This is a genomic window from Rhodococcoides corynebacterioides NBRC 14404 (genome assembly GCF_001894765.1).
Taxonomy (GTDB): Bacteria; Actinomycetota; Actinomycetes; order Mycobacteriales; family Mycobacteriaceae; genus Rhodococcoides; species Rhodococcoides corynebacterioides.
Window position 1 is genome coordinate 600,931 of sequence record NZ_BCWV01000003.1, and the last position, 25,199, is coordinate 626,129.

Here is a 25,199-nt window from a genome sequence, read left to right on the forward strand (position 1 = left end):
AGGTCCGCAGCGACCGGGCCCGGACGACTCCGAGACCGCCCGTCAGGCGTCGCGCTTGTTCACCACGACGATCGACGCGCCGAACACGATCGCGACGAAGGCGGCGAAGTACAGCAGGCTCACCCACGGCCCCCAGTGGAAGTCCACCCCGCCGGGAGCGCCGAGGAAGTTGTTCGCGTTGGTGAAGGGCAGGAACGGCATGATGTCGCGGCCGATGCTGCCGAACAGGTTGAACAGCGATTCCACGAGCAGCGGCCACAGCAGGAGCAGAGCCACCGCCGCGGCCGACTGGCGCAGCAGCGCACCGACTCCCACCGCGAGGAAGACGCAGAGGAACGCGTAGATCGGAATGCTGTAGATCGAGCGCCACGCGTCGCCGCCCTCGAGCACCATCGCCTGGCCGGCGTCGGGTCCGGCCATCGCCTTGGCCACGTAGAAGCCGCCGAGCGCGAGGACGAAGGACAGGGCCGCGCCGACGACGCCGATGAGCAGGGACTTGGTCACCAGCACCGAGGCACGAGAGGGGATGGCCTGGAACGTGGTTCGAATGAGTCCGAAGCGGTACTCGCTGGTGATGGCGAGGGCGGCCATGATCATCAGCACCAGGACACCGAAGCCGCTGACACCGGTGACACTGTCGGCGACGGTGGGCAGGAAGGGCTCGAAGTCGGGCGGATTGCCCGAGGCGAGGGCGTTCTCGTAGGAGCCGTACGCCGACCGGGCGGAGATGCCCAGGATGGCCGCGATGCCCAGCCCGAGGACGACGATCGCCACGGTGCACCACCAGGGCGACTTGGTCGTGGTCAGCTTGATTCGTTCTGCGGCAAGCACACTCATCGCAGTGCTCCTCCCATGGTGTCGGTGGTGGTCCGGGCGTCGGCGGAATCGTCCGCGCCGTGGTACTGCACGTCGTCGCCCGTGAGCTTCATGAACGCCTCCTCGAGCGAGCCGTGCTGCGAGGACAGCTCGTGCAGCACGATCTGATGGCGCGCGGCGATGTCGCCGATGGCCTCGGTGGTGGAATTGGCCACCACCAGGGCAGGTTTCAGCTCGTCGACCGCACTGGGTTCCCGCACGGTCAGCCCGGCGGAGGTCAGTGCACTGCGGAGGGCATCGAGCTGCGGGCTGCGCACGCGCACCGAGGATTCCGAGGCGTGGTCGACGAAGTCCTGCACCGACGAGTCGGAGATCAGGCGGCCGCGGCCGATGACGATCAGATGCTCGGCGGTCAAGGCCATCTCCGACAGCAGATGGGAGGACACCAGGACGGTCCTGCCCTCGGCGGCCAGACGCTGCATGAACTTTCGGATCCAGACGATGCCCTCGGGGTCGAGCCCGTTGACCGGCTCGTCGAACATGAGCACCTTCGGGTCACCGAGCAGTGCGCCCGCGAGACCAAGTCGCTGCGACATGCCGAGAGAGAACCCGCCCGCCTTCTGCTTGGCCACCTCGGAGAGGCCGACCAGGCGCAGCACCTCGTCCACGCGGGAGGCCGGGATGCCGTTGGAGGCGGCCATCCACTGCAGGTGCGCCTTCGCGGATCGGTTGGGATGCACCCACTTCGCGTCGAGCAGGGCGCCGACCGTCTGCAGCGGGTTGGTCAGCTCCCGGTAGGGCCGACCCTCGATCAGCGCGGTCCCGGAGGTCGGCTGATCGAGCCCGAGGATCATGCGCATCGTGGTGGACTTGCCGGCGCCGTTGGGTCCGAGAAACCCGGTCACGATGCCCGGCCGGACCGTGAAGGTGAGGTCGTCGACCGCCTTCTTGGCCCCGAACTGTTTGGTCAATCCCGTCACTTCGATCATGGTGACCACTCTGCCGCGCGCACCACCACGCGCACATCGGTCCCCGGTCCCCATTCCGAGTCGTTCGAAAGGATGACCCAGGGGCCCCGGGGTCTCGGGGAGACTCCGGGACTGCTCGGGGTCGATCAGGGGAGATCCGGCGTCGGTCAGGGAAGATCGGGCGAGGACGCCTGCGCCCAGAAGCGTTTCGGAATCCGGCCGGCCAGCCGCGCCGCCCGTCCCGCCCGGACCGCGTCGGCCATCGCCGACGCCATGAGCTCGGGGTCGCGGGCCCGCGTGACGGCCGTTGCCAACAACACTGCGTCGCAGCCGAGTTCCATGGCGAGCGCCGCGTCGCTGGCCGTCCCGATACCGGCGTCGAGCACCACCGGGACCCCGGCGGCCTCGGTGATCATGGCGATGTTGTGCGGATTGCCGATGCCCAGCCCGGTGCCGATCGGCGACCCCAGCGGCATGACGGCCGCGCAGCCGACGTCCTCGAGGCGACGGGCGAGAATCGGATCGTCCGTCGTGTACGGCAGGACGACGAACCCGTCGTCGACCAGGCGCTCGGCCGCTCGGACCAGTTCGACGGCGTCGGGCAGCAGCGTTCGTTCGTCGGCCACCACCTCGAGCTTCACCCAGTCGGTCCCCAGCGCCTCGCGGGCCAGCCGGGCGGTGAGCACGGCCTCGTCGGCGCCGCGGCAGCCGGCCGTGTTCGGCAGCACCGCGATGTCCAGGCGGCGCAGCAGATCGAGCACACCGGTGCCCCCGGCGGCGTCGACGCGGCGCATCGCGACGGTGGTCAGTTCGGTCCCCGACGCCACCAGCGCGGCCTCGAGCACCGCCAGATTGGCCGCGCCGCCCGTGCCCATGATCAGACGAGAGCCGAAGGACCGGCCGTCGACGACGAAGGGGTCAGCCACCCTGGACCGCCGTGAGCACCTCGACGGTCCACCCGCGACCGAGTTCGTCGTCCCACCGCGACTTCGGCAGTACCGCGCCGTCGACGGCGACGGCGACGCCGGTGTCGGGCAGTCCGAGCGCACCGAGCATGGTGCGGACGGACGTGCCGGGGGCGAACTCGTGGTCCTGGCCGTTGACGGTGACACCGAGAGGAATCACGACAGTGCTCCTGTTCTGGAGAGATCCGATGGTCGGCTGACGGAGGAGGGTCCGGACCCGCCGGACAGTCGGGTGGGCGCGCAGCAGGCGGCCTCGGGCAGGGGCTCACCCCGCAGCTCGGCGACCACCGCGTCGGCGGTGACGGGTGCGAGCAGCATGCCGTTCCGGCCGTGTCCGGTGGCGACGATCGTGCGGTCGTCCACCGCGCCCACGATCGGCAGGTTGTCGGGGCTCCCGGGGCGCAATCCTGCTGCGGCCTCGGCGAATTCGTAGTCCGCGATCCCGGGCAGGACGCGCTCGGCGTCGGCCAGCAGATCGCGCACCCCGGCCACGGTGACCGCGGTGTCGTCGCCGTGCTCGTACTGTGTGGCACCCACCACCAGGCCGTCCGCACGCGGAACCAGGTACACGGCGCGACCGTTGACCGTCGCCCGCACCGTGTGCGCGGGCGTGGGCACCGACCCGGCGCGGCGACGCAGGCGCAGGATCTCGCCCTTCACCGGGCGCACCGACACACCGGGCAGCAGAGCGGAACTCGCCCACCCGGCGGCGACCACCACGCGATCCTCCGGCAGTGCCGCGGGATCGACCACGTCCGTCGTCGTCACCTGCACGCCGAGGGCCTTGCACGACTCCGCCAACGCTGCCAACACCGCCCGGTTGTCGACGGACAACTCGGTCGGACACGACAGGGCCGCACGGCCCCCGACGCCCGGCTCGAGGGCGCGCAGTGCCGACCGCGAGAGCATCTCCACCGCGTGGCCACGCGCTCCGACCCACTCCGCGATCGTCGTCAGGTCGGCCACGTCGGCGGAATCGAAGGCGACGGTGAGGGTTCCCCGCGCGGTGACCACGTGTTCACCCAGCTCGGCGGCCAGAGCACTCCAGCGGTTCAGCGACGCGGCGCCGAGGGCGAGCAGCTCGTCCTCGCCCGGCCAGCCTTCGGAGAAGGGGGCGAGCATGCCGCCGGCGACCCAGCTGGCGCCGTCGGGACGGCCGGGAACACCACGATCGAGCAGACGGACCGGATGACCGGCGAGCGCCGCGGCGCGGGCGACGGTGAGGCCGACGACGCCGCCGCCGATCACGGCCACCGACTCCCGTGCCGAGTTCGGGGAGGACACGGCGGGCACGGCGAACGCGGACGGCGGAATCGGGTTCACTGATGCCATCCCCTCCCTGCGCCGGCATGATCCGGGTCAGGTGATTACGGTCTGGGCGCTTCCACCATCGGGCGGACGGCCCACTCTCAGCCCCCTGCGGGACTCCCGTGCGGTCTCGTTCTCTCGCCGACAGACTACCGTCGACCCCGTGACCACCACACGGCCCTCCGCCCGCGAACGGCTCGCCACCGCGCGGTTGTACCTGTGCACGGACGCCCGTCGCGAGACGGGCGACCTGGCGAAGTTCGTCGACGCGGCCCTCTCCGGCGGCGTCGACATCGTCCAGTTACGGGACAAGGGCTCGGCCGGCGAGGCGCAGTACGGCCCGCTCGAGGCCAAGGAGGAGCTGGCCGCGTTGGCCGTCATCGGCGCCGCCTGCCGACGGCACGGTGCACTCCTGGCCGTCAACGATCGGGCCGATCTCGCCCTCGCCGCGGGCGCCGACGTCCTCCACCTCGGACAGAACGACCTGCCGACGCACTACGCGCGGCAGATCCTCGGACCCGACGTCGTCATCGGCCGCTCCACCCAGAACCGGGCGCAGGCGACGCTGGCCGACATCGAGGACGGCGTCGACTACTTCGCCGTCGGTCCGGTGTGGGCGACACCCACCAAGCCGGGCCGGTCGGCCGCCGGACTCGACGTGGTCCGCGAGGTGGCGGACTCGCACCCCTCGCGGCCGTGGTTCGTCATCGGCGGCGTCGACGCCGAGAACACCCGGCAGACGCTGGCCGCGGGCGCGACGCGCATCGCCGTCGTCCGGGCGATCACCCGCGCGCGCGATCCCGAAGCCGCCGCCCGCGAACTGCTCTCACAGCTCGGCGGCTAGAACCGGACTCACGGCGCGCCGGACCGATTCGTCCGCGGTGATCACCACCGTCGTCCCGAGGTCCGGCTCCGCCGCCCGCGAGGCGTCGACCGTCTCCTCCAGCCGACCGGTCGCGACCACCGCGACGATCCAGCCGAAGCCGCGCTCACCGAGATCGACGGTGCGCGGCGGCGTCGAGTCGACATCCGGGCCCAGCACCGCCCGCACCGGGACGGACCGCAGGGCCGGCCAGCTCTGGGCGAAGCTCGGGTGCAGCGGCAGGGACTCGACATCATCCTCGGCCACCCACCGCAGCTCGGTGCTCTCCCCGTTGGGCACCGTGTCGAGCTGCGCGGCGGCGTCGGCCACCACCGTCGTGTAGGACCAGCCGGAGTCCTCGGTCCAGGTGACCCGCTCGCCCCGCACCGTCAGCGAGTCCCCGGCGATGCCGGCTTCCTCGCCGGCCTCGCGGACCGCCGCACCCGTCGGCGACTCGTGACTGTCGATCGCGCCGCCCGGCAGCGCCCAGGTCCCGCCGTGATGACTCCAACCGGCCCGGTGTTGCAGCAGCACCGTCGCGTGTCCCGACGGCCCGGGCGCGCGCAGCAGCAACCCCGCCGCGCCGTACCGGCCCCACCGCCGACTGCCGTCGCCGCCGAAGACCCAGCCGTCCCCGTCACCACGCATCGCTCACCCTCCGGACGTTCGTGCTCCTCGGGAACAGCTTATGGCGCGGACGGCTCGTGGCGCGGCCACGCAGGACGCCTGTGGAGCGACCGCGAGGGGCCTATGCTCGAATCCGGATCCGTGGCGCGCGGGTCCCGCGAGGGCGAGGAGGCGAGACTCACCGTGCAGTCGAGTGCGCTCACCCTCCGCGCGCCGGTCGACACGCGCTCTGAACGCGCCGAGTTCCTCCGCTCGACGCCGGTGCGGTTCCTGCTGGTCGGCCTGCTGGTGGTGGCCACACTGATCACGACGGCGCTGGTCACCAGCGTGTCGGTGTCCGACCGTGAGCGAACGCTCGATCAACTGCTCGCCCGCACCGAGCCCCTGTCCGACGCCGCTCAGAACCTCTACGTCCAGCTCTCGGTCGCCGACGCCACCGCGGCCACCGCGTTCCTCGCGGGCGGCCTCGACACCGGGGACGTGCGGGACCGCTACACCGAGGCCCTCGGCGCCGCCGCGGGCGAGGTGGTGCGGGCGTCCACGGGCCTCGCCGCCGAGGACGCGGCGTCGCGCAGTCTGCTGTCCTCGATCTCGACCAACCTGCCGACGTACGCCGGCCTGATCGAGACGGCCCGCACCAACAATCGCGTCGGCAATCCGGTGGGCGCCGCGTACCTCGCGGAGGCGTCGACTCTCATGCAGTCCACGGTGCTGCCGTGGGCGCAGAGCCTGCACTCCGGCAAGTCCGACGACGTCTCCGCCGTGCAACGACGCTTCGCGACGCCGCCCTGGACCGCCCTGCTCTTCCTCACCGTCTCCCTGGTGGTCGTGCTGGGTGCGCAGGTCTACCTCGGTCGACGCACGCGGCGCACGATCAACCTCGGGTTCAGCGCCGCCGCCGCGGCCGTCGTGCTGCTGCTCGGGTGGATGCTGGTCGCGGGACTCGTCTCCTCGACCGCGACCGATCGGGCGCTGGCCCGCGGGGCCGAACCGCTCGACCTGTTGACGTCGAGCCGCATCCTCGCCCAGCAGGCCCGCACCGACGAGACCATCGGCATGACGCGACGGACCGCGAACGACGACTACGAGAAGTCCTACACCGAATCCGTTGCGGCCCTGTCGGACACCCTCGCCTCCCTCTCGCACGACGAGACGACACGCACCGCGCGCATCGACGAGACCCGCACGCTGGTCGCGATCTGGTCCTCGGCGCACGACCGACTGAACGCGGCGCTCGACGTCGGCGACTTCGATGCCGCTGTCGACATCGCGACGGGTCCGGCACCGGGCGACGCCGCCGACGCCTTCGGTCGGCTCGACGCCGCGTTGGTCGAGGAGATCGACGCGTCCCGAACTGCGTTGCGCGACAACGTCCAGCGCGCGTCGGGCGTGTTGACCGGCCTGACCGTGGGCGCGGCCGTGACGTGCGGACTGGCCGCGCTCGCCGTCGTCGCCGGCATGTGGTCGCGGGTTCGGGAGTACCTGTGATGCGGCGGGCGCGCGCCACGTCGGTGGCAGCGATGGCAGCGCTGGCGGTGCTGCTGACCGGCTGCGCCGACAACACCCCGGTCCCCGCTGCACCGGCGACCGCGACGGTCGCGCAACCGCTGCCCGACGGCGCCACCACGAATCCGACGCCGACCACCACCGCGCCGCCACCGGACTGCGGAGACCCACGGGCGAGCCTGCAGCCGGACTACGCGACACCCGACGGTGCCGGCCGACCGTCGCCGAACGTCGACGCCATCCGGACCCGCGGGCGCCTCATCGTCGGACTCGACACGGGCAGCAACCTGTTCAGCTTCCGCGACCCGGTGACCGGTGAGATGGCCGGCTTCGACGTCGACATCGCCCGTGAGGTCGCCCGTGACCTCCTCGGTGATCCCGACCGTATCGAGTACCGCATTCTCTCGTCCGCGCAGCGACTCGACGCCCTCGCGGCCAACGAGGTCGACATCGTCGTCAAGACCATGACCATCACGTGCGCGCGCCGCGAGCGGGTCGACTTCTCCTCGGAGTACTTCCGCGCCGACCAACGGGTCCTGACGGTGGCCGGGTCGGGCATCGACGGGATCGACGATCTGGCCGGACGACGCGTGTGCACGGCCGCCGGAACCACGTCCCTGCAACGGATCCAACGTCTCCAGCCCACCGCGCAGGTGGTCAGTGTCCCGAGCTGGGCCGACTGCCTGGTGGTGCTGCAGCAGGGCGCGGTCGAGGCGGTGAGCACCGACGACGCGATCCTGGCCGGCCTCGCCGCACAGGACCCCTACCTGCAGATCGTCGGCGGGTCGATCGCCGCGGAGCCCTACGGCATCGGTGTCACCAAGGGGCACGACGACGTCGTCCGGTTCGTCAACCGTGTCCTCGAACGCCTGCGGAACGACGGTACGTGGAACGCCCTCTACGCTCGCTGGTTGAGCGTGCTCGGACCCTCGCCCGGTGCGCCGTTCCCCGTCTACGGTGGTACGCCGTGACCCGCGTGGAGGGGGAGGGCGAGACCGCCGAGACGCGTGCTGCCGCACCCGAGTTCGAGGGCACCCGCGCCGCCGTGCCCGACTTCGAGGGCACCCGAGCTGCCGCACCCGACTTCGAGGCGACCCGGGCCGCTGCGCCGGACAACGACACGTCCCGCCGGACCACCGCACCGCGCCCGTCCCGCCGGGTGCGGACCGGGTCGCGTCGTCGGCTCGGCGGTGGGCTGGTGGAGCTGCCGCGCATCCCCGAGGTCGATCCCGCGACGGCCATCATGTCCGACCCGCGTGTTCCGGAGAGCAAACGGTTCTGTTGGAAGTGCGCGGCACCGGTGGGACGCAGCGTCGACGGGCGCCCGGCCCACCCGACCGGCGACTGCGCCCGATGCGGAACACATTTCGACTTCGCACCGCTGCTCGATCCCGGCGAGATGGTGGCCGGGCAGTACGAGGTGCAGGGGTGCATCGCCCACGGCGGCCTGGGGTGGATCTATCTCGCGATCGACCGCAACGTCAGTGATCGATGGGTGGTCCTGAAGGGGCTGCTGCACTTCGGCAACGCCGAGGCCCACGCGGTCGCCATGGCGGAGCGCCAGTTCCTGGCCGAGGTGACGCACCCCGGCATCGTCAAGATCTACAACTTCGTCGAGCACCCCCGAAAAGCACCCGCGGGGAGCACGTCTCGTGATGCGGCGGACACCACCGGGTACATCGTCATGGAGTACGTGGGCGGTCGAACGCTGCGGCAGATCATGACCGACGACCCGTCGCGCACCAAGCTGCCCGTCGAGCAGGCCATCGCCTACCTGCTCGAGGTGATGCCCGCGATGGCGTATCTGCACTCGATCGGGTTGGCGTACAACGATCTCAAGCCCGAGAACATCATGGTCTCGCAGGATCAGATCAAGCTGATCGACCTCGGCGCGGTCAGCCCCCTCGAGGGCTACGGATACCTGTACGGGACGGCCGGGTATCAGGCGCCGGAAATCGTGCGTACGGGCCCGACGGTGGCCTCGGAGGTCTACACCGTCGGCCGCACCCTGGCCGTCCTCACGCTCGACATCGCCTCGGAGAAGGGCCGATACGTCGACGGGCTGCCCGACGACGCACCGGTGCTGCAGGAGTACGAGTTCTACGATCGGTTGCTGCGCCGCGCCGTGCACCCGGATCCGAGCGCACGGTTCCACTCCGCCGACGAGCTGGCGAGCCAGCTCAGCGGCATCCTGCGCGAGATCCTCTCCCAGCAGACCGGCAAGACCCACCCCGGCCTGTCCACCGTCTTCTCCCCGCAACGCACCACGTTCGGCACCGACGAGCAGGTCGCCGTCACCGACGTCTACATCGACGGTCGGCATCGCGTCGCGCGGCTGGACCCGCGCGATGTCGTTGCCGCGCTGCCGGTTCCGCTGGTCGACACCTCGGACCCCAGCGCCCAGCTCATCGCCGCCGCGGTCCACAGCGAACCGCACCAGACCCTCGACTCGCTGCGACTGGCCCGGGAGAACGGGGTGGACCGGGTCGTCGGCGACGAGGCGCTCGGGTCCGTCGAAGCCGTGCTCACCGAAGCCCGCGCCTACCTCGACCTGGGTGAGGGCGACGCCGCGGCCGAGGTGCTCGCGCGGCTCGACGCGGTGACGGGGAACTGGCGCGTCGACTGGCACCGCGGAACGGCGGCCCTGCTCGGCCGGAACTTCGTCGACGCCGCGCGACGGTTCGACGCAGTCCTCTCCGCGGTGCCCGGGGAGATCGCACCGAAGCTCGCGATGGCCGCCACCGCGGAACTGCTCGCTCAGCAGACCGGCGACGAGGACCACGCCACGTGGTGCGCCACTGCGGAGACGATGTACACCTCCGTCTGGCGTACCGACCGCACCGTCGTCAGTGCGGCGTTCGGGGTCGCTCGTCGGATGACCGAACGCGGCGCCATCCTCGACGCCATCTTCACTCTCGATCAGGTGCCGCCGACCTCGCGGCACTACTCGATGGCGCGCATGACGAGCGTGCTCACCCTGCTCTCCGGCCCCGTCTCGGACATGACCGAAGGGGCCCTCGCCGAAGCCGCCAACCGCATCGAGGCGCTTCCCGCCCGCGAGCCGCGCGCGCTGCAGCTCCGCACCGTCGTCCTGGGCACCGCACTCGAATGGATGGAGTCCGGGCACGAGCCGGAAACGTCCCGGCGGCTCCTCGGCGTGCCCTTCACCCGCGACGGACTCCGCACGGGTGCCGAATCGGCCCTGCGCGCCCTGGCCCGGACCGCCCGCAGCCGCTCCCACCGCTTCGCCCTGGTCGACCTCGCCAACGCCGTGCGCCCCCAGTCGCTCTTCTGACTCTGCCCGCTGCGCAGCGCGCCTCGATCTGCGCAGGTTTCCACCACCTGCGCAGGTTCCCGCTACCTGCACGGCTTCCGGCCACCTGCACGAGCTGCAACCGGTGAAGGTGACCAGAACCCGCGCAACGACGAACCTGCTCCCACTCCAGCAACGTGCTCCTGCTATAACCGGAGCACCGTGCGGAAACCGGAGCAACGTCCAGCCCCGACACGCTGCGCAGCGCGCCTCGACCTGCGCGGGTTACCACCCGCCGGGACGGTAGGTGTGACGCCCGGTTCACCTCTTCCGTACGGTGGAGTGAACGTCGAGACCCCGGCGTCGATCGTTGTCGTTCGTACGTGAGGGGAGTTCGTTGACGCGAACCCACGTTCCCGAGTTGCTCGGGGTGGAGGTCCAGATGCAGTTCGCGCCGGTACGCCGTCTCGAGGACGGAGCGTTGGCCGGGGCGGAGCTGCAGGTCCGGGGTCCGAGCGGTACCGCCCTCGGCACCGCCTCCGCCCTACGCCACGCCGCGCAGTTGATGGGGCAACGTGCCGATCTCGACGAGTACAAGCACCGGCACGCCCGGACGCCGCTCGCACGAACCGTCGCCGACCACCTGCCGCTGCTGGTGACCATCGACTCGGAGTCGCCGCTGGCCGCGGAACCGGCCACCGAGGGGCTCGAGCGCACCATCGTCACCGTCGACGCCACCGACGTACTGCGCAATCCACACCGCGCCCTGGCCCGCGTGGTGTCGGCACGCGCGTCGGGCCGCCTGGTCGCGCTCGACGGGGTCGGGGTGGACGTCCAGGCCGCGACGCTGCTGTCTCTCATCGAGCCGGACATCGTCGTCACCGCCGCCGAGCTCCACGCCGGGGCGGCCCGGACGGACATCGGCGCCACCGCCCACGCCCTGTCCGCCTACGTCGAGCGCAGCCACGCCGTGATCGTCGCCGAGGGGATCGACGACGACGCCGCGCGCCTCGCCGCCCAGACCGTCGGTGCGACGTACGGGATCGGCCGCCTGTACCCGGCCGTCGACGACCCCGCGAGTCTGCTCGCCGAGGACGTCGTCCCGATGCCGCACGCCCCGGTGTGGTCCAGTCCGATCCCAGGGGACACCACGCCGTACGCGATCGCCTCCGAGCACGCGACGCCGCGGCGCGGCACCAAGCGTGTCCTGGTGCAGATGAGCAAGTCGCTGGAGAAACAGGCGGTCGCGGCAGGGTCGGCCATGCTGGCGCTGGGGACGTTCCAGCACGCCACGCACTTCACGGAGCGGACTGCGCAGCGTTGGCGGCATCTCTCGGACACCATCGGGTTCGCCGGCGTCTACGGCGTCGGGCTGACGCAGATGCTCGACGGCAACACCCAGCACGCGCCGCTGGATCCCGCGGACGACATGGTGAACGAGTGGACCGTCGTCGTCCTCGGTCCGCATCACGCGGCGTTGCTCTCGGCGCGGGACCGTCACGACAACGGGCCCGACCTCGAGCGCACGTTCGACTTCGTCCAGACCTACGACCGCACGACGGTCACGCAGGCGGCGCACGCGATCATGCACCGCTTCACACCGTAGAAAATTACGACGACGTCAGCGCGACGGCGGCACGGGCGATGGCCAGTTCCTCGTCGGTGGGCACCACCAGCACGGTGACCGCGCTGGAGTCGGCGGAGATCACCCGAGCGTCCTTGCTGCGCACGGCGTTACGCTCCGAGTCGAGCACGATGCCGTAGTTCTCCAGGTCGGCCAGGGCGGCGGCGCGGACCTCGGGCGAGTTCTCGCCGACTCCGGCGGTGAAGGTGACGACGTCGACACGTCCGAGCCCGATCATGTACGCCCCGAGGTACTTCCGTAGCCGGTGGACGTAGACGTCGAAGGCCAGCCGGGCGTCGTCGTCGCCGTCGTCGACGAGGCGGCGGAGCTCGCGGAAGTCGGTGACGCCCGACAGCCCCTTGATGCCGGAGCGTCGGTTCAGCAGGGTGTCGATACCGTCGACGTCGAGATCGGCGCTGCGACGCAGGTGCATGACGATGCCTGGATCGATGTCGCCGCTGCGGGTGCCCATGACCAGCCCCTCGAGCGGGGTCAGGCCCATCGTCGTGTCCACGGCCACCCCGCCGCGCACCGCCGACGCCGACGCCCCGTTGCCGAGGTGGAGCACGATCTGATTGAGTGACTGCGGATCTCGCTCGAGGAACTCGGCCACCCGGCCGCTGACGTACTCGTGGGAGGTGCCGTGCATACCGTACCGCTTGATGTCGTGCTCGCGGGCGACGTCGCGGTCGATCGCGTAGGTCGACGCCGCCGCGGGCAGGGCGTGGAAGAAGGCGGTGTCGAAGACGGCCACCTGCGGCACGTCGGGCAGTTCCCGGCGCGCCACCTCGATGCCCTTCACGTTCGCCGGATTGTGCAGGGGCGCCAGGGCGCTGAGCCGGTCGACGGTGGCCACCACGTCGTCGTCGATCAGGGTCGGTTCGCTGAACACGGTGCCGCCGTGGACCACTCGGTGTCCGACGGCCGTGACGCCGGCGTCGGCGAGCGAGAGCCCGGCCTCCGCCATGGTCTCGAAGGCGGTCCGCAGCGCCGCGTCGTGATCCGGGATCTCGAGCGTCCGCTCGGTGGTCTCGCCGCGGTAGGTGACCGCCACCGTCGCGTCGGATTCGCCGATGCGCTCGACGATGCCGTGCAGCACACCGTCGGCCCGCTCGACGTCGACCACCTGGAACTTCACCGAGCTGGACCCGGAGTTGATCACCAGAACGGTCACTGGTCCGCCGCCTGTGCCTGAATGGCCGTGATGGCCACGGTGTTGACGATGTCCTGGACCAATGCCCCGCGCGAGAGGTCGTTGACCGGCTTCGCGAGTCCCTGCAGCACCGGCCCCACCGCGACCGCGCCGGCACTGCGCTGCACGGCCTTGTAGGTGTTGTTGCCCGTGTTGAGGTCGGGGAAGACGAAGACGGTGGCCTGACCGGCGACGTCGGAGTCCGGCAGCTTGGACTTCGCGACCGACGGGTCGATGGCGGCGTCGTACTGAATCGGACCCTCCACCAACAGATCCGGCGCCCGGTCACGGACCAGCTCCGTGGCCTCGCGCACCTTCTCGACGTCGGCCCCCGAGCCGGAGTCGCCCGTCGAGTAGCTGAGCATCGCCACTCGCGGTTCGATGCCGAACATCGACGCCGTCGCCGCGGACGACACGGCGATGTCGGCCAGCTGCTCGGCGGTGGGATCGGGCACGACGGCGCAGTCTCCGTATGCGAGAACACGATCGGCGAGGCACATGAGGAAGATCGACGACACCGTCGACACTCCGTCGCGGGTCTTGACGATCTCGAACGACGGCCGGATGGTGTGCGCGGTGGTGTGCGCGGCTCCGGACACCATGCCGTCGGCAATACCCTTGTGCACCATCATCGTTCCGAAGTAGGAGATGTCCGCCATCACCTCGCGCGCCTTCTCCGGGGTCATGCCCTTGTGCTTGCGCAGCTCGGCGTACTCGGCCACGAAGTCGTCGAAGTACTCCGACGTCGTCGGGTCGAGCACGGTGGCCGCGGACAGGTCGACACCGAGTTCGCCGGCCCGCCGGGTCACCGCGGTCTCGTCGCCGAGGATGGTCAGGTCCGCGACCTGCCGCTGCAGCAGACGCCCCGCGGCACGCAGGATGCGATCGTCGCCACCCTCCGGGAGAACGATGTGTCGACGGTCCGCGCGGGCCCGGTCGATCAGCCGGTACTCGAACATCTGCGGCGTCACCACCGACGGCATCGCGACGTCGAGCCGCGCCAGGATGTCCTCCGCCTTGATGTGCTGCTCGACCACCGCGAGCGCGGTGTCGACCTTGCGCTGCGATCCCACGGCGACGCGGCCGCGGGTGTTCGCGGCCACGCTGGCGGTGTCGAACGTGCCGAGCTCGGTGGTCAGGATCGGCAGCCGAGGCTGCAGGCCCGCGATGAGCTTGGCGATCATCGGGTGTGGCTCGAGCCCACCGTTCATGACGATGCCCGCGAGCGAGGGGAACCCGTCGGCCTCGTGCGCGTTGACCAGGGCGAGCAGAACCTCGGAACGATCCGCGGGCGCGATCACCACGACGGCCTCGGTGAGCCGCTCGAGGATGTGCTCGGCCGTCATGCCGCCCACCATCACGCGCAGCGCTTCCCGTTGCAGCAGTTCGGGATCGCCGCTGTAGAGCTCACCTTTCATGGCGGTGAGCAACTCGTCCATCGTCGGTGCGACGAGCAGCGGTACCTCCGGCAGGGCCCAGGCCGGCACGTCGTCGGTCGCGAGGCGGCCGATCACCTCGTCCAGGGCGTCCGGATCGCACCGGTTGGCGACGATCCCCGCCAGATGTGCTCGGTGCGTGGACAGTTCGGACCGGCAGAGGTCCGCGAGCTGGGCGATCTCGTCCGGCGTGCGCTCCGATCCCCGCAGCGCCAGCAGGACCGGCAGGCCGAGATTGACCGCGATACGGGCGTTGAAACCCAGCTCGCTCGGGCTCGCGATGTCGGTGTAGTCGCTACCGATCACGACGACGGCGTCGCACTGGGCCGCCACCTCGTGGTACCGACGCACGATCTCCGCGAGCGCGGCGTCGGGATCGGCGTGCACCTCGTCGTACGTCACCCCGAGCGACTGCTCGTAGGTGGTGTCGGCCGTGGTGTGGTCGATCATCAGCTCGAGGATGTAGTCCGTCTCCGACGACGACCGCGCGATGGGCCGGAACACCCCCACTCGCGCCGTCGACGCCCCCAGCATGGTCAGCAGACCCAGCGCGATCGTGGACTTGCCGGTGTCCCCCTCCGGCGACGCGATGTAGACGCCACGAACTACCCCGCTGGACTCGGTGTCGGCCATGCCGCCCACCCTAGTTCAGCCGAGTCGGCGCAGTCGGGGCTCGAGGTCGGTCCGGAACAACTCCAGGAAACGGCGCTGATCGTGTCCCGGCGCGTGGAAGACCAGGTGGTTCAGGCCCGCGTCGACGTACTGCTTCACCTTCTCGACGGCCTCGTCCGGATCGGACGCGACGATCCACCGCTTGGCCACCTGCTCGATCGGCAGCTCGTCGGCCGCCTTCTCCATCTCGATCGGATCGTCGATGGAGTGCTTCTGCTCCGGCGTCAGCGACAGTGGCGCCCAGAACCGCGTGTTCTCCAGTGCGGCGTCGGGGTCGGTGTCGTAGGAGATCTTGATCTCGATCATGTGGTCGATCTCGTCGACCGACCGCTCCTTCTTCTCGGCACCCTCCGCCACCGCGGGCAGCAGCTTGTCGGTGTAGAGCTCCATGCCCTTACCGGAGGTGCAGATGAATCCGTCGCCCGCCCGGCCGGCGTAGCGCGCGACCACCGGACCGCCCGCCGCGACGTAGACGGGGACGCCGCCCTCGGGCACGTCGTAGATCGAGGCGCCGGACGTGCGGTAGTACTCGCCGTCGAAGTCGACGCGGTCGCCGAGCCACAGCTCACGCATGAGCGAGACCGCTTCGCGCAGCCGCGCGAACCGCTCCTTGAACTCGGGCCACTCGCCGGAGAAGCCGGTGGCGATCTCGTTGAGGGCCTCGCCGGTACCGACGCCGAGGAAGATGCGGTTCGGGTACAGGCAGGCCATGGTGGCGAACGCCTGCGCGATCACCGCGGGGTTGTAGCGGAAGGTCGGGGTCATCACCGAGGTACCGAGCTGCAGGCGCTCGGTGCGCTCGCCCACCGCCGTCATCCAGGCGAGCGAGAACGGCGCGTGCCCGCCCTCGTGACGCCACGGCTGGAAGTGGTCGCTGACCGTGGCGGAGTCCATTCCGGCGGCCTCCGCCGCGACGCCGAGCTCCACCAGCTCACGCGGCCCGAACTGCTCGGCGGACGCCTTGTATCCCAACTTCAGTTCCCGTGCCACGCCGCACTCCTCGCTCCGTCGACCACCTCTGCCGTCCTCGAATGTAGGCGCTCCGGCGTCCGGCCCGGCAGCAGGGACCATGCGCGGAAGCACACAGCCGCGTGAGAACGACCGGTTCCCGCCGATCCGGCGAGGTTGTGTGCACTCCCGCAGCACCGATGCGCGCCTAGGGTCGAGCCATGGCCACCCCGCCCGGCTCCGCCCGCACCGACGAGCTCGCCGAACAGATCGTCGGCACCTACTTCGCCCTGCGCGCGGCCATGACGATCCTGGCGGTGGGACTGCCGGTGGTGCTGATCGGCTGGTCGCTGGCCGACCCCGCGCTACCCGTCCTCGGCTCGATCAGCGAGTACTACTGGAGCCCGGCGCGGGACGTCTTCGTGGGCGCGCTCGTCGGCACCGGCATCACCCTCATCTGCTACCGCGGTTACGGCCCGCTCGAGAACCGGCTGCTCAACGTCGCCGGCACCCTGCTCGTCGTCGTCGCGCTGGTGCCGACGGACCCGCCCGGCGACGAGGCGTTCGGTCTCCGGATGGCGGTGCACGCCGCGGCGGCGGTGGGGTTCTTCGTCACCTTCGCCGCGTCCGTGTGGTGGTGCGCCGACGACACCCTCGGTTCGTCCGACGACTCCGCGCGGCGCATCCGCCGCTACCGCACCGCCTACCGTGTGGTGGCGTTCGTGGTGGTGATCGCCCCGCTCGTCGCGTTGGGCCTCGTCCTGCTCTTCGGTCAGGGTGCGCTGGCGGTGCTGGTGGTCGAGGCCGTCGCCGTGGTCACCTTCGGCGGGTACTGGGCGCTGAAGTCCTACGAGTTGCGCGGCACCCGACTCATCGAGACGTGATGCCGTGCTCGCGGGCCGCCGCGACGATTCCATGGTGTCGCGCCGCGACGATGCCATGGTGCCGCGCCGCGACGTCCGGATGCGCCCGCGTCCGCGACTTCCACGCGTTCTCCCCGTACGTGGAGAAGATGGGGTTGTCCGGATCCGCCTCCACACCACGGGATTCCGCGGCGAACTCGGCGGGGAGGTCGAGCACCGGGATTCGGGCGTCGAGGGCCGGGTTGTAGAAGTACGGCACGGAGATGCGGTCCTGTCCCGGCTCCGGCGCGACCACCCGATGCCGCGTCGCCCGCAGGTAGCCCCCGGTGGCCACCTCGAGCAGTTCGCCGATGTTGACGACGAAGGTGCCCGGCACCGGTGGCGCGTCGATCCACGTGCCGTCCTCGCGTTCCACCTGCAGTCCGGTCGAGCCCTCCTCGAGCAGGAGCAGGGTCAGCACCCCCGAATCCTTGTGCGCCCCCACCCCTTGCGGGTTCTCGCGGGTGCCGGGGTACCGCACGATCTTGATGAGCGTCGCGGGCTGGACGAACGCCGCGTCGAACGTGTCCTCCGCAGCACCGAGCGACGCCGCCCAGTGCCGCAACAACCGGGCCCCGAGCGCGGACAGCGCGGCATCCCACTGCTCGACGGCCGGGCGCAGCTCGGGCAGCGCGGACGGCCATCGGTTGGGGCCCTGCAGGTTCCAGTACCCCTGTGCGCCGGGAATCGCGTCACGCTCCGGGCCGACGTCGATCTGCTCGCGCCAGTCGACGGCGCCGCCCGTCAGCTCACCACCCACCCGGCTGTAGCCGCGGAAGTGCGGCGACTCGAGGTGGTCGATCTCCGCTTTCGCCTCGTCCGGGAGCGCGAAGAACCGCCGCGCCAGAGCGATCAGCTCGGCCCCGACGGCGGGGTCGAGGCCGTGACCGGCCAGGTAGAAGAAGCCGTCGCGGTGGGTCGCCTCACGCAGCGCGGTCCGGAACGCGGTGGGATTCTCGTCCGCCGTGGACAGGTCGAGGACGGGCAGAGCGGTCATGACGGCCTCCCGGGTAGTGCAGTGCTGTGTCGGGCCGCACGGGGCCCGCGGGTCAGAATCCGACCCCGGCGAACGGGGCGAGCTCGGTCGTGAAGAGCGTGTCGGCCGCGGCCGTCGCCGCCGCGTCCCCGGTCACCAGCCCGGCCACCGCGAGCGAGCGCCACGACGTCCCGCCGAGCAGCACGGCCGCCAGGTCGCGGACGTGCACCCGCAGCGCGCCGGACCCGTCGACCCGGTGGACCCCGTCCGGACCCACCTCGACCGTTCCGGCGTTCTCGGGCAGATCGTCGTCGTCGACGGTGATGGTGACGGACGGCCCCGCGCCGTACGTGCGGGTGGCGAGGGCGGCGTCGACGTCGAGGATCCGGAGCCACGTCTCGTCCGAGGTCGACTGCAGCCGCACGGAGCGGCGGTCGTGGACCAGCAGCGGCAACACGGTGTCGACGGGCAACGCGGGGAACGTGATGCGGTCCACCAGGTCGAGTCGGAGCAGGAACCGCAGCAGGTCGGCGAAGACCGCGTCGGTGGGCGCGTGTAGGTCGTCGACGACGACGCGTCGGTCGGCGCCCGACCACCACTGTGACGGGTCCGCCGGGCGATAGCGCACGTAGCCGTCGTCGCGTCCGTCGGTGGAGTGCACCGCGATCCACACCGGCTCGTCGTCCTCGCGCAGTCGGTGGGCTGCCCACCAGATCGGCAGCCGCGAGACGAAACCCGGCCGGGCCGAGGGGTTCTCGTCGACGATCGCGGCCTGCCGATCGAGCGCCCCGTCGCGATCGATCAGACGAGTGGTTCCCGACGTCGTCACGCCGTCGCGCAGCCGCGCGCGGGCGGTGATCACCTCGGCCCGGAGCGACGACGTCGCGACGCCGTACCCGTACCGCCCGTAGATGACGGCCTCCGACGCCCGCAGCGTGGCGACGACGTGGCCCGCGTCCCGCGCGTCACGCAGCTGGCGGCGCAGCAGGGCGGAGACGATGCCGCGACGCGTGTGGGTCGGCAGCACGCCGACGTGGGTGACGGCGAGGTGCGACACGGCGGCGCCGCCGGGGAGGGTGAGGGTGCCGATGCCGGCATCGGTCGTTCCGACGAGGGTCGACTCGTCGTACGCGCCGTAGGTCAGGCCCGGTTCGCGCAGGGTGGTCACGACCTCGCGGGTGACCGGCAGCCCCGGCAGGCCCACCATCGCGGCGCGGAACACCTGCTGGGAGGCGAGCAGCTCGTCGGGGGTGCGCAGGAGGCGGATCTCGACCATGGAGCCAGCCTAGGTCCGCGGTGCTCCCCGTCCACGACGGGGCAGAATGGACTGCGTGACCGCGAACCCAGCCGACCACCGGTGGACCTACCTCATGGACATGGACGGCGTCCTGGTCCACGAGGAGCACCTCGTCCCGGGCGCCGACCGCTTCCTGCAGGAGCTGCAGGACACGGGCACGCCGTTCATCGTGCTGACCAACAACTCGATTCGCACGCGTCGCGATCTGCAGGCGCGCCTGCGCCGGACGGGCCTCGAGATTCCCGAGGAATCGATCTGGACGTCCGCGCTGGCGACCGCGACGTTCCTGCACAACCAGCGGCCGGGTGGAACGGCGTACGTGGTGGGCGAATCGGGCTTGACGACGGCACTGCACGACATCGGCTACATCATCACCGACATCGACCCGGACTACGTGGTGCTCGGGGAGACGCGCACGTACTCGTTCGAGGCGATCACGACGGCGATCCGCCTGGTCGAGCGCGGCGCACGTTTCATCGCGACCAACCCCGACGCGACCGGTCCGTCGCGGGACGGCTCGCTCCCGGCGACCGGGTCCGTGGCCGCCCTGATCACGCGGGCCACCGGGCGCGAGCCGTACTACGTGGGCAAGCCGAACGCGCTCATGATGCGCTCGGCCCTGCGCGCGATCGGCGCGCACTCGGAGAACACACTCATGATCGGCGACCGCATGGACACCGACGTGGTGTCCGGGCTCGAGGCGGGACTGCAGACCATCCTGGTGCTCACCGGCATCTCGACGCGCGCGTCGGTGGAGATGTATCCGTTCCGGCCGACGCGGGTCATCGAGTCGGTCGCGGACCTGGTGGGCCACACGGAGACTCCGTTCGGATGACCTTTCTCTACTCCCGTCCCGACCGCAGCGTGGTGGCGTCGGGCGCACGGCAGTCGTTCGATCACGTCGACGACGCACGCGAGGCACTCGCCGACGGTGATGCGTCGGTTCTGGTCGGGGCGTTCGGATTCGACGCCGCCACGCTGTGCGCGCTGGTGGAGCCGGTCACGTTCGAGCGGTACGACGAGCCCCGCGTCCCCGCCGACGACCTCGACCTGCCGGGGGCGGTGATCGCCTCGCGGAACCCGCCGCCGGAGAAGCACGTCGACCGGGTGCGCCGGGCACTGACCATCCTGCGGCACCCCGGCGGGGCACTGCGCAAGGTGGTCCTGGCCCGCTCGATCACCCTGGTCTTCGACCGCCCGCTGGACCCGATCGTGTTGGCGGACGGTCTGATCGCGGCCAATCCCGGCCACAACGGGTTCTGCGTCGACCTCACCGCGGCGGGTGGCCCGTACTTCGGGCGTCACCTCGTCGGTGCGTCACCGGAGCTGTTGGTCCGCCGCACCGGACGGGAGGTGGTGTGTCGCCCCTTCGCCGGAACCGCTCCGCGCAGTGCCGATCCCGAGGCCGACCGCGCGGCCGGCGAGGCTCTGCTGGCCAGCGCCAAGAATCTCGAGGAGCACCGGTACGTGGTGGACGCCATCGCCGCCGCGCTCGCCCCGCTGTGCGACGACCTCGACGTTCCCGACGAGCCCACCCTCATCGGGACGCCGGCGGTGTGGCACCTCGCGACCCCGATCACCGGCACTCTGCGTGACTCCGCCACGACCGCACTGGATCTCGCGTTGGCCCTGCACCCGACACCTGCCGTCGCGGGCAGCCCCACCGATCTGGCCCTGCGCACCATCGACCTGGTCGAGTCGGGCCGCAGCCGCGACTTCTACGCCGGTGCCGTCGGGTGGTGCGACGCCGCGGGCGACGGCGAGTGGATGGTGGCCATTCGCTGCCTGGACATCGCGGCCGACGGGAAGAGCGGTGTCGCGACGGCCGGCGGCGGCATCGTCGCCGACTCCGACCCCGACGCCGAACTCGACGAGACCACCGCGAAGTTCGCGACGGTGCTCGCGCCGTTCGGCCTCGCCTGATCGGACGCGCGAGCGCCGCGCCGCCGCTATCGGGTCAGTGCGCCCTCGATGTCACCGAGCAGGTCCGCCACGTCCTCGAGGCCGACGGAGATGCGGACCACGCCGTCCGTGATCCCCACGGCTGCACGGCCTTCCGGTCCCATGGACCGGTGGGTCGTCGTGGCCGGGTGCGTCGTCATGGTCTTGGCGTCGCCGAGGTTGTTCGAGATGTCGACGATGCGCAACCCGTTGAGGAACTGGAACGCCCGCTCCTTGCCGCCCTCGAGCTCGAACGTGACCACGGTGCCGCCGCCGGACATCTGCGCCATCGCCAGCTCGTGCTGCGGGTGTGACTCGAGGTAGGGATACCGGACCCAACGAATGCCGGGTTGCGTCTCCAGGAACTCCGCCACGGCCAACGCGGACGCCGTCATCCGTTGCACGCGTAGGGCCATCGTCTCGAGGCCCTTGAGCAGGGTCCAGGCGTTGAACGGGCTCAGCGCCGGGCCGGTGTGCCGCATGAGCTTCTGGACCGGGCCGTCGATGTAGTCCTGCGAGCCCAGGATCGCACCGCCGAGCACGCGGCCCTGACCGTCGATGTGCTTGGTGCCGGAGTAGACCACCACGTCGGCGCCGAGGTCGAAGCTCCGCTGGAGGATCGGCGTCGCGAAGACGTTGTCCAGCACCACCTGTGCGCCCGCGGCGTGGGCCAGCTCGACCACCCGCCGGACGTCCACCAGCGACTGCATCGGGTTCGACGGCGTCTCGAAGAACACGGCCGTGGTGGGCACCGACAGCGCCTGCTCCCACTGGTCGAGATCCTCACCGTCGACGAAGACCGTCTCCACACCCCAGCGCGGCAGGATCTCGTTGCACACCACGAAGCACGACCCGAAGAGACTGCGGGCCGCCACCAGCCGGTCCCCGGCCTTCAGCAGCGCGCCGAGTGCGGTGAACACGGCCGACATGCCGGACGACGTCGCGAACGCCGCCTCCGCGCCGTCGAGCAGCCGGATGCGCTCCTCGAACATCGACACCGTCGGGTTGCCGTACCGCGAGTAGACGAAATGATCGACGTCGCCGGTGAAGGCCTGCTCGGCCGCCTCCGCGCTCTCGTAGACGAAGCCCGACGTGAGGTAGAGCGCCTCGGCGTTCTCCTCGAACCCGGACCGGTTCAGCCCGCCGCGCACCCCCAGGGTGCCGGGGCCCACGCCGTCGGGAAGGGGCTTGGAAAATCCACCGCCACGAGGGATCACTTCTGCCGCCACGCGAGGCCGACCGCACGCCACCCGGCACCGCCACGGTGCCCGTCCTCGTCGGTCGCGCCCTCGAAGCCGTCGAGCACGTTGTAGGCCGGTGCGATCCCGGCAGCCGTCGCCGCCTCCGCGGCGCCGATGGACCGCTGCCCGGAGCGACACAGGAAGACCACCGGGCCGGACTCGACCCCGGACGCGCGCAGCTGCTCGACGAAGTGCTCGTTCGGGCGGCCGTCGGGGTAGCTCACCCACTCGACGAAGGCGGTGCGCTTGTTCAGCGACGAGGTGTCCGGCACACCGACGTACGTCCACTCCGCGTGCGTGCGGACGTCGACCAACGACGCGTTCGGATCCGAGGCCAGCATCTCCCAGGCCTGCTCGGGCGTGATGTCTCCTGCGTAGCTCACGGCCCCAGTTTCGCACACAGGGCTTCGTGCCCGATTTGTCGCATAGTCGCAGCGCAGGACGTTATGAGGGCAAGATGTGCCGATGAGCGACACCACTGCTCCGGGGAGCGAAGCCACCGCGTCGGCGCAGGATTCCACCGGGACCGACTTCACGCACAAACAAATTCTGACCGTCATCTCCGGGCTGATGCTCGGAATGTTCCTCGCGGCGCTGGATCAGACGATCGTCTCGACGTCGATCCGCACCATCGCCGACGACCTCCAGGGGTTCTCGATCCAGGCGTGGGTCACCACCGCGTACCTCATCACCGCCACGATCTCGACCCCGCTCTACGGCAAGCTGTCCGACCTCTACGGCCGCAAGCAGTTCTTCCTCGCCGCCATCACGATCTTCGTGATCGGGTCGGCGCTCTGCGGCTTCGCGACGTCGATGTACCAACTGGCCGCGTTCCGCGCCGTGCAGGGCCTCGGCGCCGGCGGCCTGTTCTCGCTGGCGTTGACCATCGTCGGCGACATCGTCCCGCCGCGCGAACGCGCCAAGTACCAGGGCTACTTCCTCGCCGTGTTCGGCACGTCGAGCGTGCTCGGTCCGGTCATCGGCGGCGTGCTCTCCGGCGCCGACGAGATCCTCTCGATCACCGGCTGGCGGTGGGTGTTCTTCGTCAACGTGCCCATCGGCGTCGTCGCGTTGTTCGTCGTCGCCAAGGTCCTGAACCTGCCGCCGCGGCGCGGGAACGCCGTCGTCGACTGGGGCGGCGCCGCCGCGCTCGCGGTCGGTCTGGTGCCGCTGCTCATCATCGCCGAGCAGGGCCGCGTCTGGGGCTGGGGCTCCGGCCGGGCGGTGATCTGTTACGTCGTCGGCGCGCTCGGCATCGCCGCGTTCATCGCGGTCGAGGTCCGGATGAAGTCGAACGCCCTGATCCCCATGCGGTTCTTCCGCAACTCGACGTTCAGCATCGGACTGCTGCTGTCGGTGGTCACCGGCGCCGCGATGTTCGGTGGCATCACCCTGCTGCCGCAGTACCTGCAGGTGGTCAAGGGATCGTCGCCGACGCTCGCCGGGTTCCAGATGCTGCCGTTGGTGCTGGGCATCATGATCGCCTCGGTCTTCTCCGGGCAGATGATCTCGCGGACCGGGCACTACCGCCCGTACCCGATCATCGGCACCACCCTGATGACGGTCTGCATGTTCGCGTTCTCGTTCATCCGGTTCGACACCCCGCTGTGGGCGATCATGCTCGCGATGTTCGGGTTCGGCTTCGGGCTGGGCAACCTGATGCAGCCGCTCACCCTCGCCATCCAGAACTCGCTGCCGCCGCAGGACATGGGCGTCTCGACGTCGTCGGCCACGTTCTTCCGCCAGATCGGCGGCACCATCGGTGTCGCGGCGTTCCTGTCGCTGTTGTTCTCCCGCGTCACCGACACCATTCGCGACGCGCTGATCCAGGCCGCCGCGACGCCCGAGTTCCGGACCGCCGTCGGCGAGGCCGCACAGAGCAGCGACCCGACGGTCGCCGGGCTGGCGCGGGGACTGGCGTCGGGCGACGGGTCGGCGGCCGGCGGCGTCCTCGAGGACACGTCGTTCATCCAGAAGCTGCCGACGGCGCTCGGTGACCCCTTCCGCATCGGCTTCTCCGACGCGATGGATCAGGTGTTCGTCGCGGCCGGCGTGCTCCTGGCCGTCGGGTTCGTCATCAACCTGTTCCACAAGGAGATTCCGCTGCGCACACAGGGCGGGTTGGCCGCGCAGCGGGCGGAACTCGCGGAGCCCTGAGCCGGGGGCGGACCTCAGCTGCTGCAGATCTTCCAGGCCTCGTCCTGGCGCACGGCGTTCCAGGTGAGGGTCTGCTCGCTGCCGTCGAGGGTGACGGTGACGTCCACCTCGGCGGTGTCACCGTTCACCCGCACCTCGTCGATGGTGTCCAGGTCGACCGACTCGGCGTCGCGCAGCGGCGCGTTCACGATGCCGGCGCACTGCAGGGAGGCCAGCCGGTCGCCGTCGTTCTGCCCGGCGGCCTCCACGTACTCCGCGACCACCGTGCCCACCCGCTGGTTCTCGCTCACGTTGTCCTCGGGCGAGCGGGTCAGCGACAACACGGCGACGACGATCGCCACCACGGCGACCACTGCGGCCGCCGCGACGAACGGGAGAGCGGTGGAGCGGCCGGCGGGTTCGGGCTCGGGTGTGCTCATGGTCGAGATCTTCTCACCCGGCGAGACCCGGCCCGTGGCCACCACTGGCCACCTTCACAACGTCGTGCCGGGTGTTCGATGCCCCCTCC

The 25,199-nt window shown here is 70.7% G+C and carries 23 protein-coding genes and 1 riboswitch; of the genes, 9 read left to right on the forward strand and 14 right to left on the reverse strand.

What is annotated here, in order from left to right:
- Window positions 1–42: 42 nt before the first annotated feature.
- The 5 genes from RC2_RS08175 to thiO all read right to left on the reverse strand — a co-directional run bounded on the left by RC2_RS08175 (window position 43) and on the right by thiO (window position 4,081).
- Window positions 43–837 carry an ABC transporter permease gene (locus RC2_RS08175; protein ID WP_068145110.1) on the reverse strand — a complete coding sequence of 265 codons (795 nt, stop codon included), beginning with the start codon at window positions 835–837 and terminating at the stop codon, window positions 43–45.
- Window positions 834–1,805, reverse strand: coding sequence for an ABC transporter ATP-binding protein (locus tag RC2_RS08180; protein ID WP_068145252.1), 972 nt, complete (start codon window positions 1,803–1,805; stop codon window positions 834–836). Before RC2_RS08180 ends, RC2_RS08175 begins: the two co-directional genes overlap by 4 nt.
- A 146-nt stretch (window positions 1,806–1,951) precedes the next feature.
- Complete coding sequence (locus RC2_RS08185; RefSeq protein WP_068145112.1) at window positions 1,952–2,710, reverse strand: thiazole synthase; 759 nt, start codon at window positions 2,708–2,710, stop codon at window positions 1,952–1,954.
- The gene (gene thiS, locus RC2_RS08190) at window positions 2,703–2,909 is read right to left on the reverse strand and encodes a sulfur carrier protein ThiS (protein WP_082895350.1); all 207 of its coding nucleotides are present in this window, start codon (window positions 2,907–2,909) and stop codon (window positions 2,703–2,705) included. The genes RC2_RS08185 and thiS overlap by 8 nt, the downstream gene beginning before the upstream one ends.
- Window positions 2,906–4,081, reverse strand: coding sequence for a glycine oxidase ThiO (thiO, locus tag RC2_RS08195; protein WP_082895351.1), 1,176 nt, complete (start codon window positions 4,079–4,081; stop codon window positions 2,906–2,908). Before thiO ends, thiS begins: the two co-directional genes overlap by 4 nt.
- A riboswitch (TPP riboswitch) is annotated at window positions 4,069–4,191 on the reverse strand. It overlaps the preceding gene by 13 nt.
- Window positions 4,192–4,220: 29 nt before the next feature.
- On the opposite strand from thiO, the gene thiE reads away from it, so the two are divergent.
- Complete coding sequence (gene thiE, locus RC2_RS08200; protein ID WP_068145117.1) at window positions 4,221–4,901, forward strand: thiamine phosphate synthase; 681 nt, start codon at window positions 4,221–4,223, stop codon at window positions 4,899–4,901.
- Here the strand turns inward: thiE and RC2_RS08205 are convergent.
- Entirely contained in the window at window positions 4,884–5,567 is a 684-nt protein-coding gene (locus RC2_RS08205; RefSeq protein WP_072681265.1) for an NUDIX hydrolase, read from the reverse strand. The genes thiE and RC2_RS08205 overlap by 18 nt on opposite strands.
- A gap of 120 nt (window positions 5,568–5,687) precedes the next feature.
- Here RC2_RS08205 and RC2_RS08210 point away from each other — a divergent pair, with 120 nt between their 5' ends.
- The 4 genes from RC2_RS08210 to RC2_RS08225 all read left to right on the forward strand — a co-directional run bounded on the left by RC2_RS08210 (window position 5,688) and on the right by RC2_RS08225 (window position 11,911).
- Complete coding sequence (locus RC2_RS08210; protein WP_211266787.1) at window positions 5,688–7,034, forward strand: GlnX family signal transduction membrane protein; 1,347 nt, start codon at window positions 5,688–5,690, stop codon at window positions 7,032–7,034.
- Window positions 7,034–8,023: a glutamate ABC transporter substrate-binding protein gene (locus RC2_RS08215; RefSeq protein ID WP_068145259.1), complete on the forward strand. Its 990-nt coding sequence runs from the start codon at window positions 7,034–7,036 to the stop codon at window positions 8,021–8,023. Before RC2_RS08210 ends, RC2_RS08215 begins: the two co-directional genes overlap by 1 nt.
- Complete coding sequence (locus tag RC2_RS08220) at window positions 8,020–10,347, forward strand: serine/threonine-protein kinase (RefSeq protein WP_068145120.1); 2,328 nt, start codon at window positions 8,020–8,022, stop codon at window positions 10,345–10,347. The genes RC2_RS08215 and RC2_RS08220 overlap by 4 nt, the downstream gene beginning before the upstream one ends.
- Window positions 10,348–10,747: 400 nt before the next feature.
- Window positions 10,748–11,911, forward strand: coding sequence for a DICT sensory domain-containing protein (locus RC2_RS08225; protein WP_068145268.1), 1,164 nt, complete (start codon window positions 10,748–10,750; stop codon window positions 11,909–11,911).
- A 4-nt stretch (window positions 11,912–11,915) separates the two neighbouring features.
- Here RC2_RS08225 and RC2_RS08230 read toward each other — a convergent pair whose 3' ends face one another.
- From RC2_RS08230 to fgd, 3 genes are read right to left on the reverse strand one after another with little or no spacing between them, the layout of a single operon-like run.
- The gene (locus RC2_RS08230) at window positions 11,916–13,103 is read right to left on the reverse strand and encodes an acetate kinase (protein ID WP_068145122.1); all 1,188 of its coding nucleotides are present in this window, start codon (window positions 13,101–13,103) and stop codon (window positions 11,916–11,918) included.
- Complete coding sequence (pta, locus tag RC2_RS08235; protein ID WP_068145265.1) at window positions 13,100–15,190, reverse strand: phosphate acetyltransferase; 2,091 nt, start codon at window positions 15,188–15,190, stop codon at window positions 13,100–13,102. Before pta ends, RC2_RS08230 begins: the two co-directional genes overlap by 4 nt.
- A 15-nt stretch (window positions 15,191–15,205) precedes the next feature.
- Window positions 15,206–16,219 (reverse strand): glucose-6-phosphate dehydrogenase (coenzyme-F420), encoded by a 1,014-nt coding sequence (fgd, locus tag RC2_RS08240; protein WP_068145125.1) that lies wholly within the window; start codon window positions 16,217–16,219, stop codon window positions 15,206–15,208.
- A gap of 179 nt (window positions 16,220–16,398) precedes the next feature.
- Between fgd and RC2_RS08245 the strand changes: the two genes are divergently transcribed.
- Window positions 16,399–17,061 (forward strand): hypothetical protein, encoded by a 663-nt coding sequence (locus tag RC2_RS08245; protein ID WP_068145128.1) that lies wholly within the window; start codon window positions 16,399–16,401, stop codon window positions 17,059–17,061.
- On the opposite strand, the gene RC2_RS08250 is transcribed toward RC2_RS08245, so the two are convergent.
- Both RC2_RS08250 and RC2_RS08255 read right to left on the reverse strand, forming a co-directional pair.
- The gene (locus RC2_RS08250) at window positions 17,048–18,076 is read right to left on the reverse strand and encodes an isopenicillin N synthase family dioxygenase (RefSeq protein ID WP_068145130.1); all 1,029 of its coding nucleotides are present in this window, start codon (window positions 18,074–18,076) and stop codon (window positions 17,048–17,050) included. The two genes, RC2_RS08245 and RC2_RS08250, sit on opposite strands and share 14 nt — an antisense overlap.
- A 52-nt stretch (window positions 18,077–18,128) precedes the next feature.
- The gene (locus tag RC2_RS08255) at window positions 18,129–19,331 is read right to left on the reverse strand and encodes a GNAT family N-acetyltransferase (RefSeq protein ID WP_068145133.1); all 1,203 of its coding nucleotides are present in this window, start codon (window positions 19,329–19,331) and stop codon (window positions 18,129–18,131) included.
- A 94-nt stretch (window positions 19,332–19,425) separates the two neighbouring features.
- Here RC2_RS08255 and RC2_RS08260 point away from each other — a divergent pair, with 94 nt between their 5' ends.
- Together RC2_RS08260 and RC2_RS08265 are read left to right on the forward strand one after the other, a co-directional pair.
- Window positions 19,426–20,187 carry an HAD-IIA family hydrolase gene (locus RC2_RS08260; RefSeq protein ID WP_068104775.1) on the forward strand — a complete coding sequence of 254 codons (762 nt, stop codon included), beginning with the start codon at window positions 19,426–19,428 and terminating at the stop codon, window positions 20,185–20,187.
- A complete protein-coding gene (locus RC2_RS08265; protein WP_068145136.1) occupies window positions 20,184–21,275 on the forward strand; it encodes an isochorismate synthase in 1,092 nt (363 codons plus the stop codon). Before RC2_RS08260 ends, RC2_RS08265 begins: the two co-directional genes overlap by 4 nt.
- A gap of 26 nt (window positions 21,276–21,301) precedes the next feature.
- On the opposite strand, the gene RC2_RS08270 is transcribed toward RC2_RS08265, so the two are convergent.
- Both RC2_RS08270 and RC2_RS08275 read right to left on the reverse strand, forming a co-directional pair.
- The gene (locus tag RC2_RS08270) at window positions 21,302–22,507 is read right to left on the reverse strand and encodes an O-succinylhomoserine sulfhydrylase (RefSeq protein WP_068145270.1); all 1,206 of its coding nucleotides are present in this window, start codon (window positions 22,505–22,507) and stop codon (window positions 21,302–21,304) included.
- Window positions 22,507–22,917 (reverse strand): rhodanese-like domain-containing protein, encoded by a 411-nt coding sequence (locus RC2_RS08275; RefSeq protein ID WP_068145139.1) that lies wholly within the window; start codon window positions 22,915–22,917, stop codon window positions 22,507–22,509. Before RC2_RS08275 ends, RC2_RS08270 begins: the two co-directional genes overlap by 1 nt.
- A gap of 82 nt (window positions 22,918–22,999) precedes the next feature.
- On the opposite strand from RC2_RS08275, the gene RC2_RS08280 reads away from it, so the two are divergent.
- Window positions 23,000–24,691 (forward strand): MDR family MFS transporter, encoded by a 1,692-nt coding sequence (locus RC2_RS08280; protein WP_068145142.1) that lies wholly within the window; start codon window positions 23,000–23,002, stop codon window positions 24,689–24,691.
- A gap of 14 nt (window positions 24,692–24,705) precedes the next feature.
- Here the strand turns inward: RC2_RS08280 and RC2_RS08285 are convergent, their stop codons facing one another.
- A complete protein-coding gene (locus RC2_RS08285; protein ID WP_139277316.1) occupies window positions 24,706–25,110 on the reverse strand; it encodes an Rv0361 family membrane protein in 405 nt (134 codons plus the stop codon).
- Window positions 25,111–25,199: the final 89 nt, after the last annotated feature.

Excerpts from the sequence above, each read along its gene's own strand:
- RC2_RS08175 (WP_068145110.1), bottom strand. The coding sequence starts at position 837 with ATGAGTGTGCTTGCCGCAGAACGAATCAAGCTGACCACGACCAAGTCG.
- RC2_RS08180 (WP_068145252.1), bottom strand. The coding sequence starts at position 1,805 with ATGATCGAAGTGACGGGATTGACCAAACAGTTCGGGGCCAAGAAGGCG.
- thiO (WP_082895351.1), bottom strand. The coding sequence starts at position 4,081 with ATGGCATCAGTGAACCCGATTCCGCCGTCCGCGTTCGCCGTGCCCGCC.
- RC2_RS08205 (WP_072681265.1), bottom strand. The coding sequence starts at position 5,567 with ATGCGTGGTGACGGGGACGGCTGGGTCTTCGGCGGCGACGGCAGTCGG.
- RC2_RS08215 (WP_068145259.1), top strand. The coding sequence starts at position 7,034 with ATGCGGCGGGCGCGCGCCACGTCGGTGGCAGCGATGGCAGCGCTGGCG.
- RC2_RS08225 (WP_068145268.1), top strand. The coding sequence starts at position 10,748 with ATGCAGTTCGCGCCGGTACGCCGTCTCGAGGACGGAGCGTTGGCCGGG.
- pta (WP_068145265.1), bottom strand. The coding sequence starts at position 15,190 with ATGGCCGACACCGAGTCCAGCGGGGTAGTTCGTGGCGTCTACATCGCG.
- RC2_RS08245 (WP_068145128.1), top strand. The coding sequence starts at position 16,399 with ATGGCCACCCCGCCCGGCTCCGCCCGCACCGACGAGCTCGCCGAACAG.
- RC2_RS08250 (WP_068145130.1), bottom strand. The coding sequence starts at position 18,076 with ATGACCGCTCTGCCCGTCCTCGACCTGTCCACGGCGGACGAGAATCCC.
- RC2_RS08255 (WP_068145133.1), bottom strand. The coding sequence starts at position 19,331 with ATGGTCGAGATCCGCCTCCTGCGCACCCCCGACGAGCTGCTCGCCTCC.
- RC2_RS08260 (WP_068104775.1), top strand. The coding sequence starts at position 19,426 with ATGGACATGGACGGCGTCCTGGTCCACGAGGAGCACCTCGTCCCGGGC.
- RC2_RS08265 (WP_068145136.1), top strand. The coding sequence starts at position 20,184 with ATGACCTTTCTCTACTCCCGTCCCGACCGCAGCGTGGTGGCGTCGGGC.
- RC2_RS08280 (WP_068145142.1), top strand. The coding sequence starts at position 23,000 with ATGAGCGACACCACTGCTCCGGGGAGCGAAGCCACCGCGTCGGCGCAG.
- RC2_RS08285 (WP_139277316.1), bottom strand. The coding sequence starts at position 25,110 with ATGAGCACACCCGAGCCCGAACCCGCCGGCCGCTCCACCGCTCTCCCG.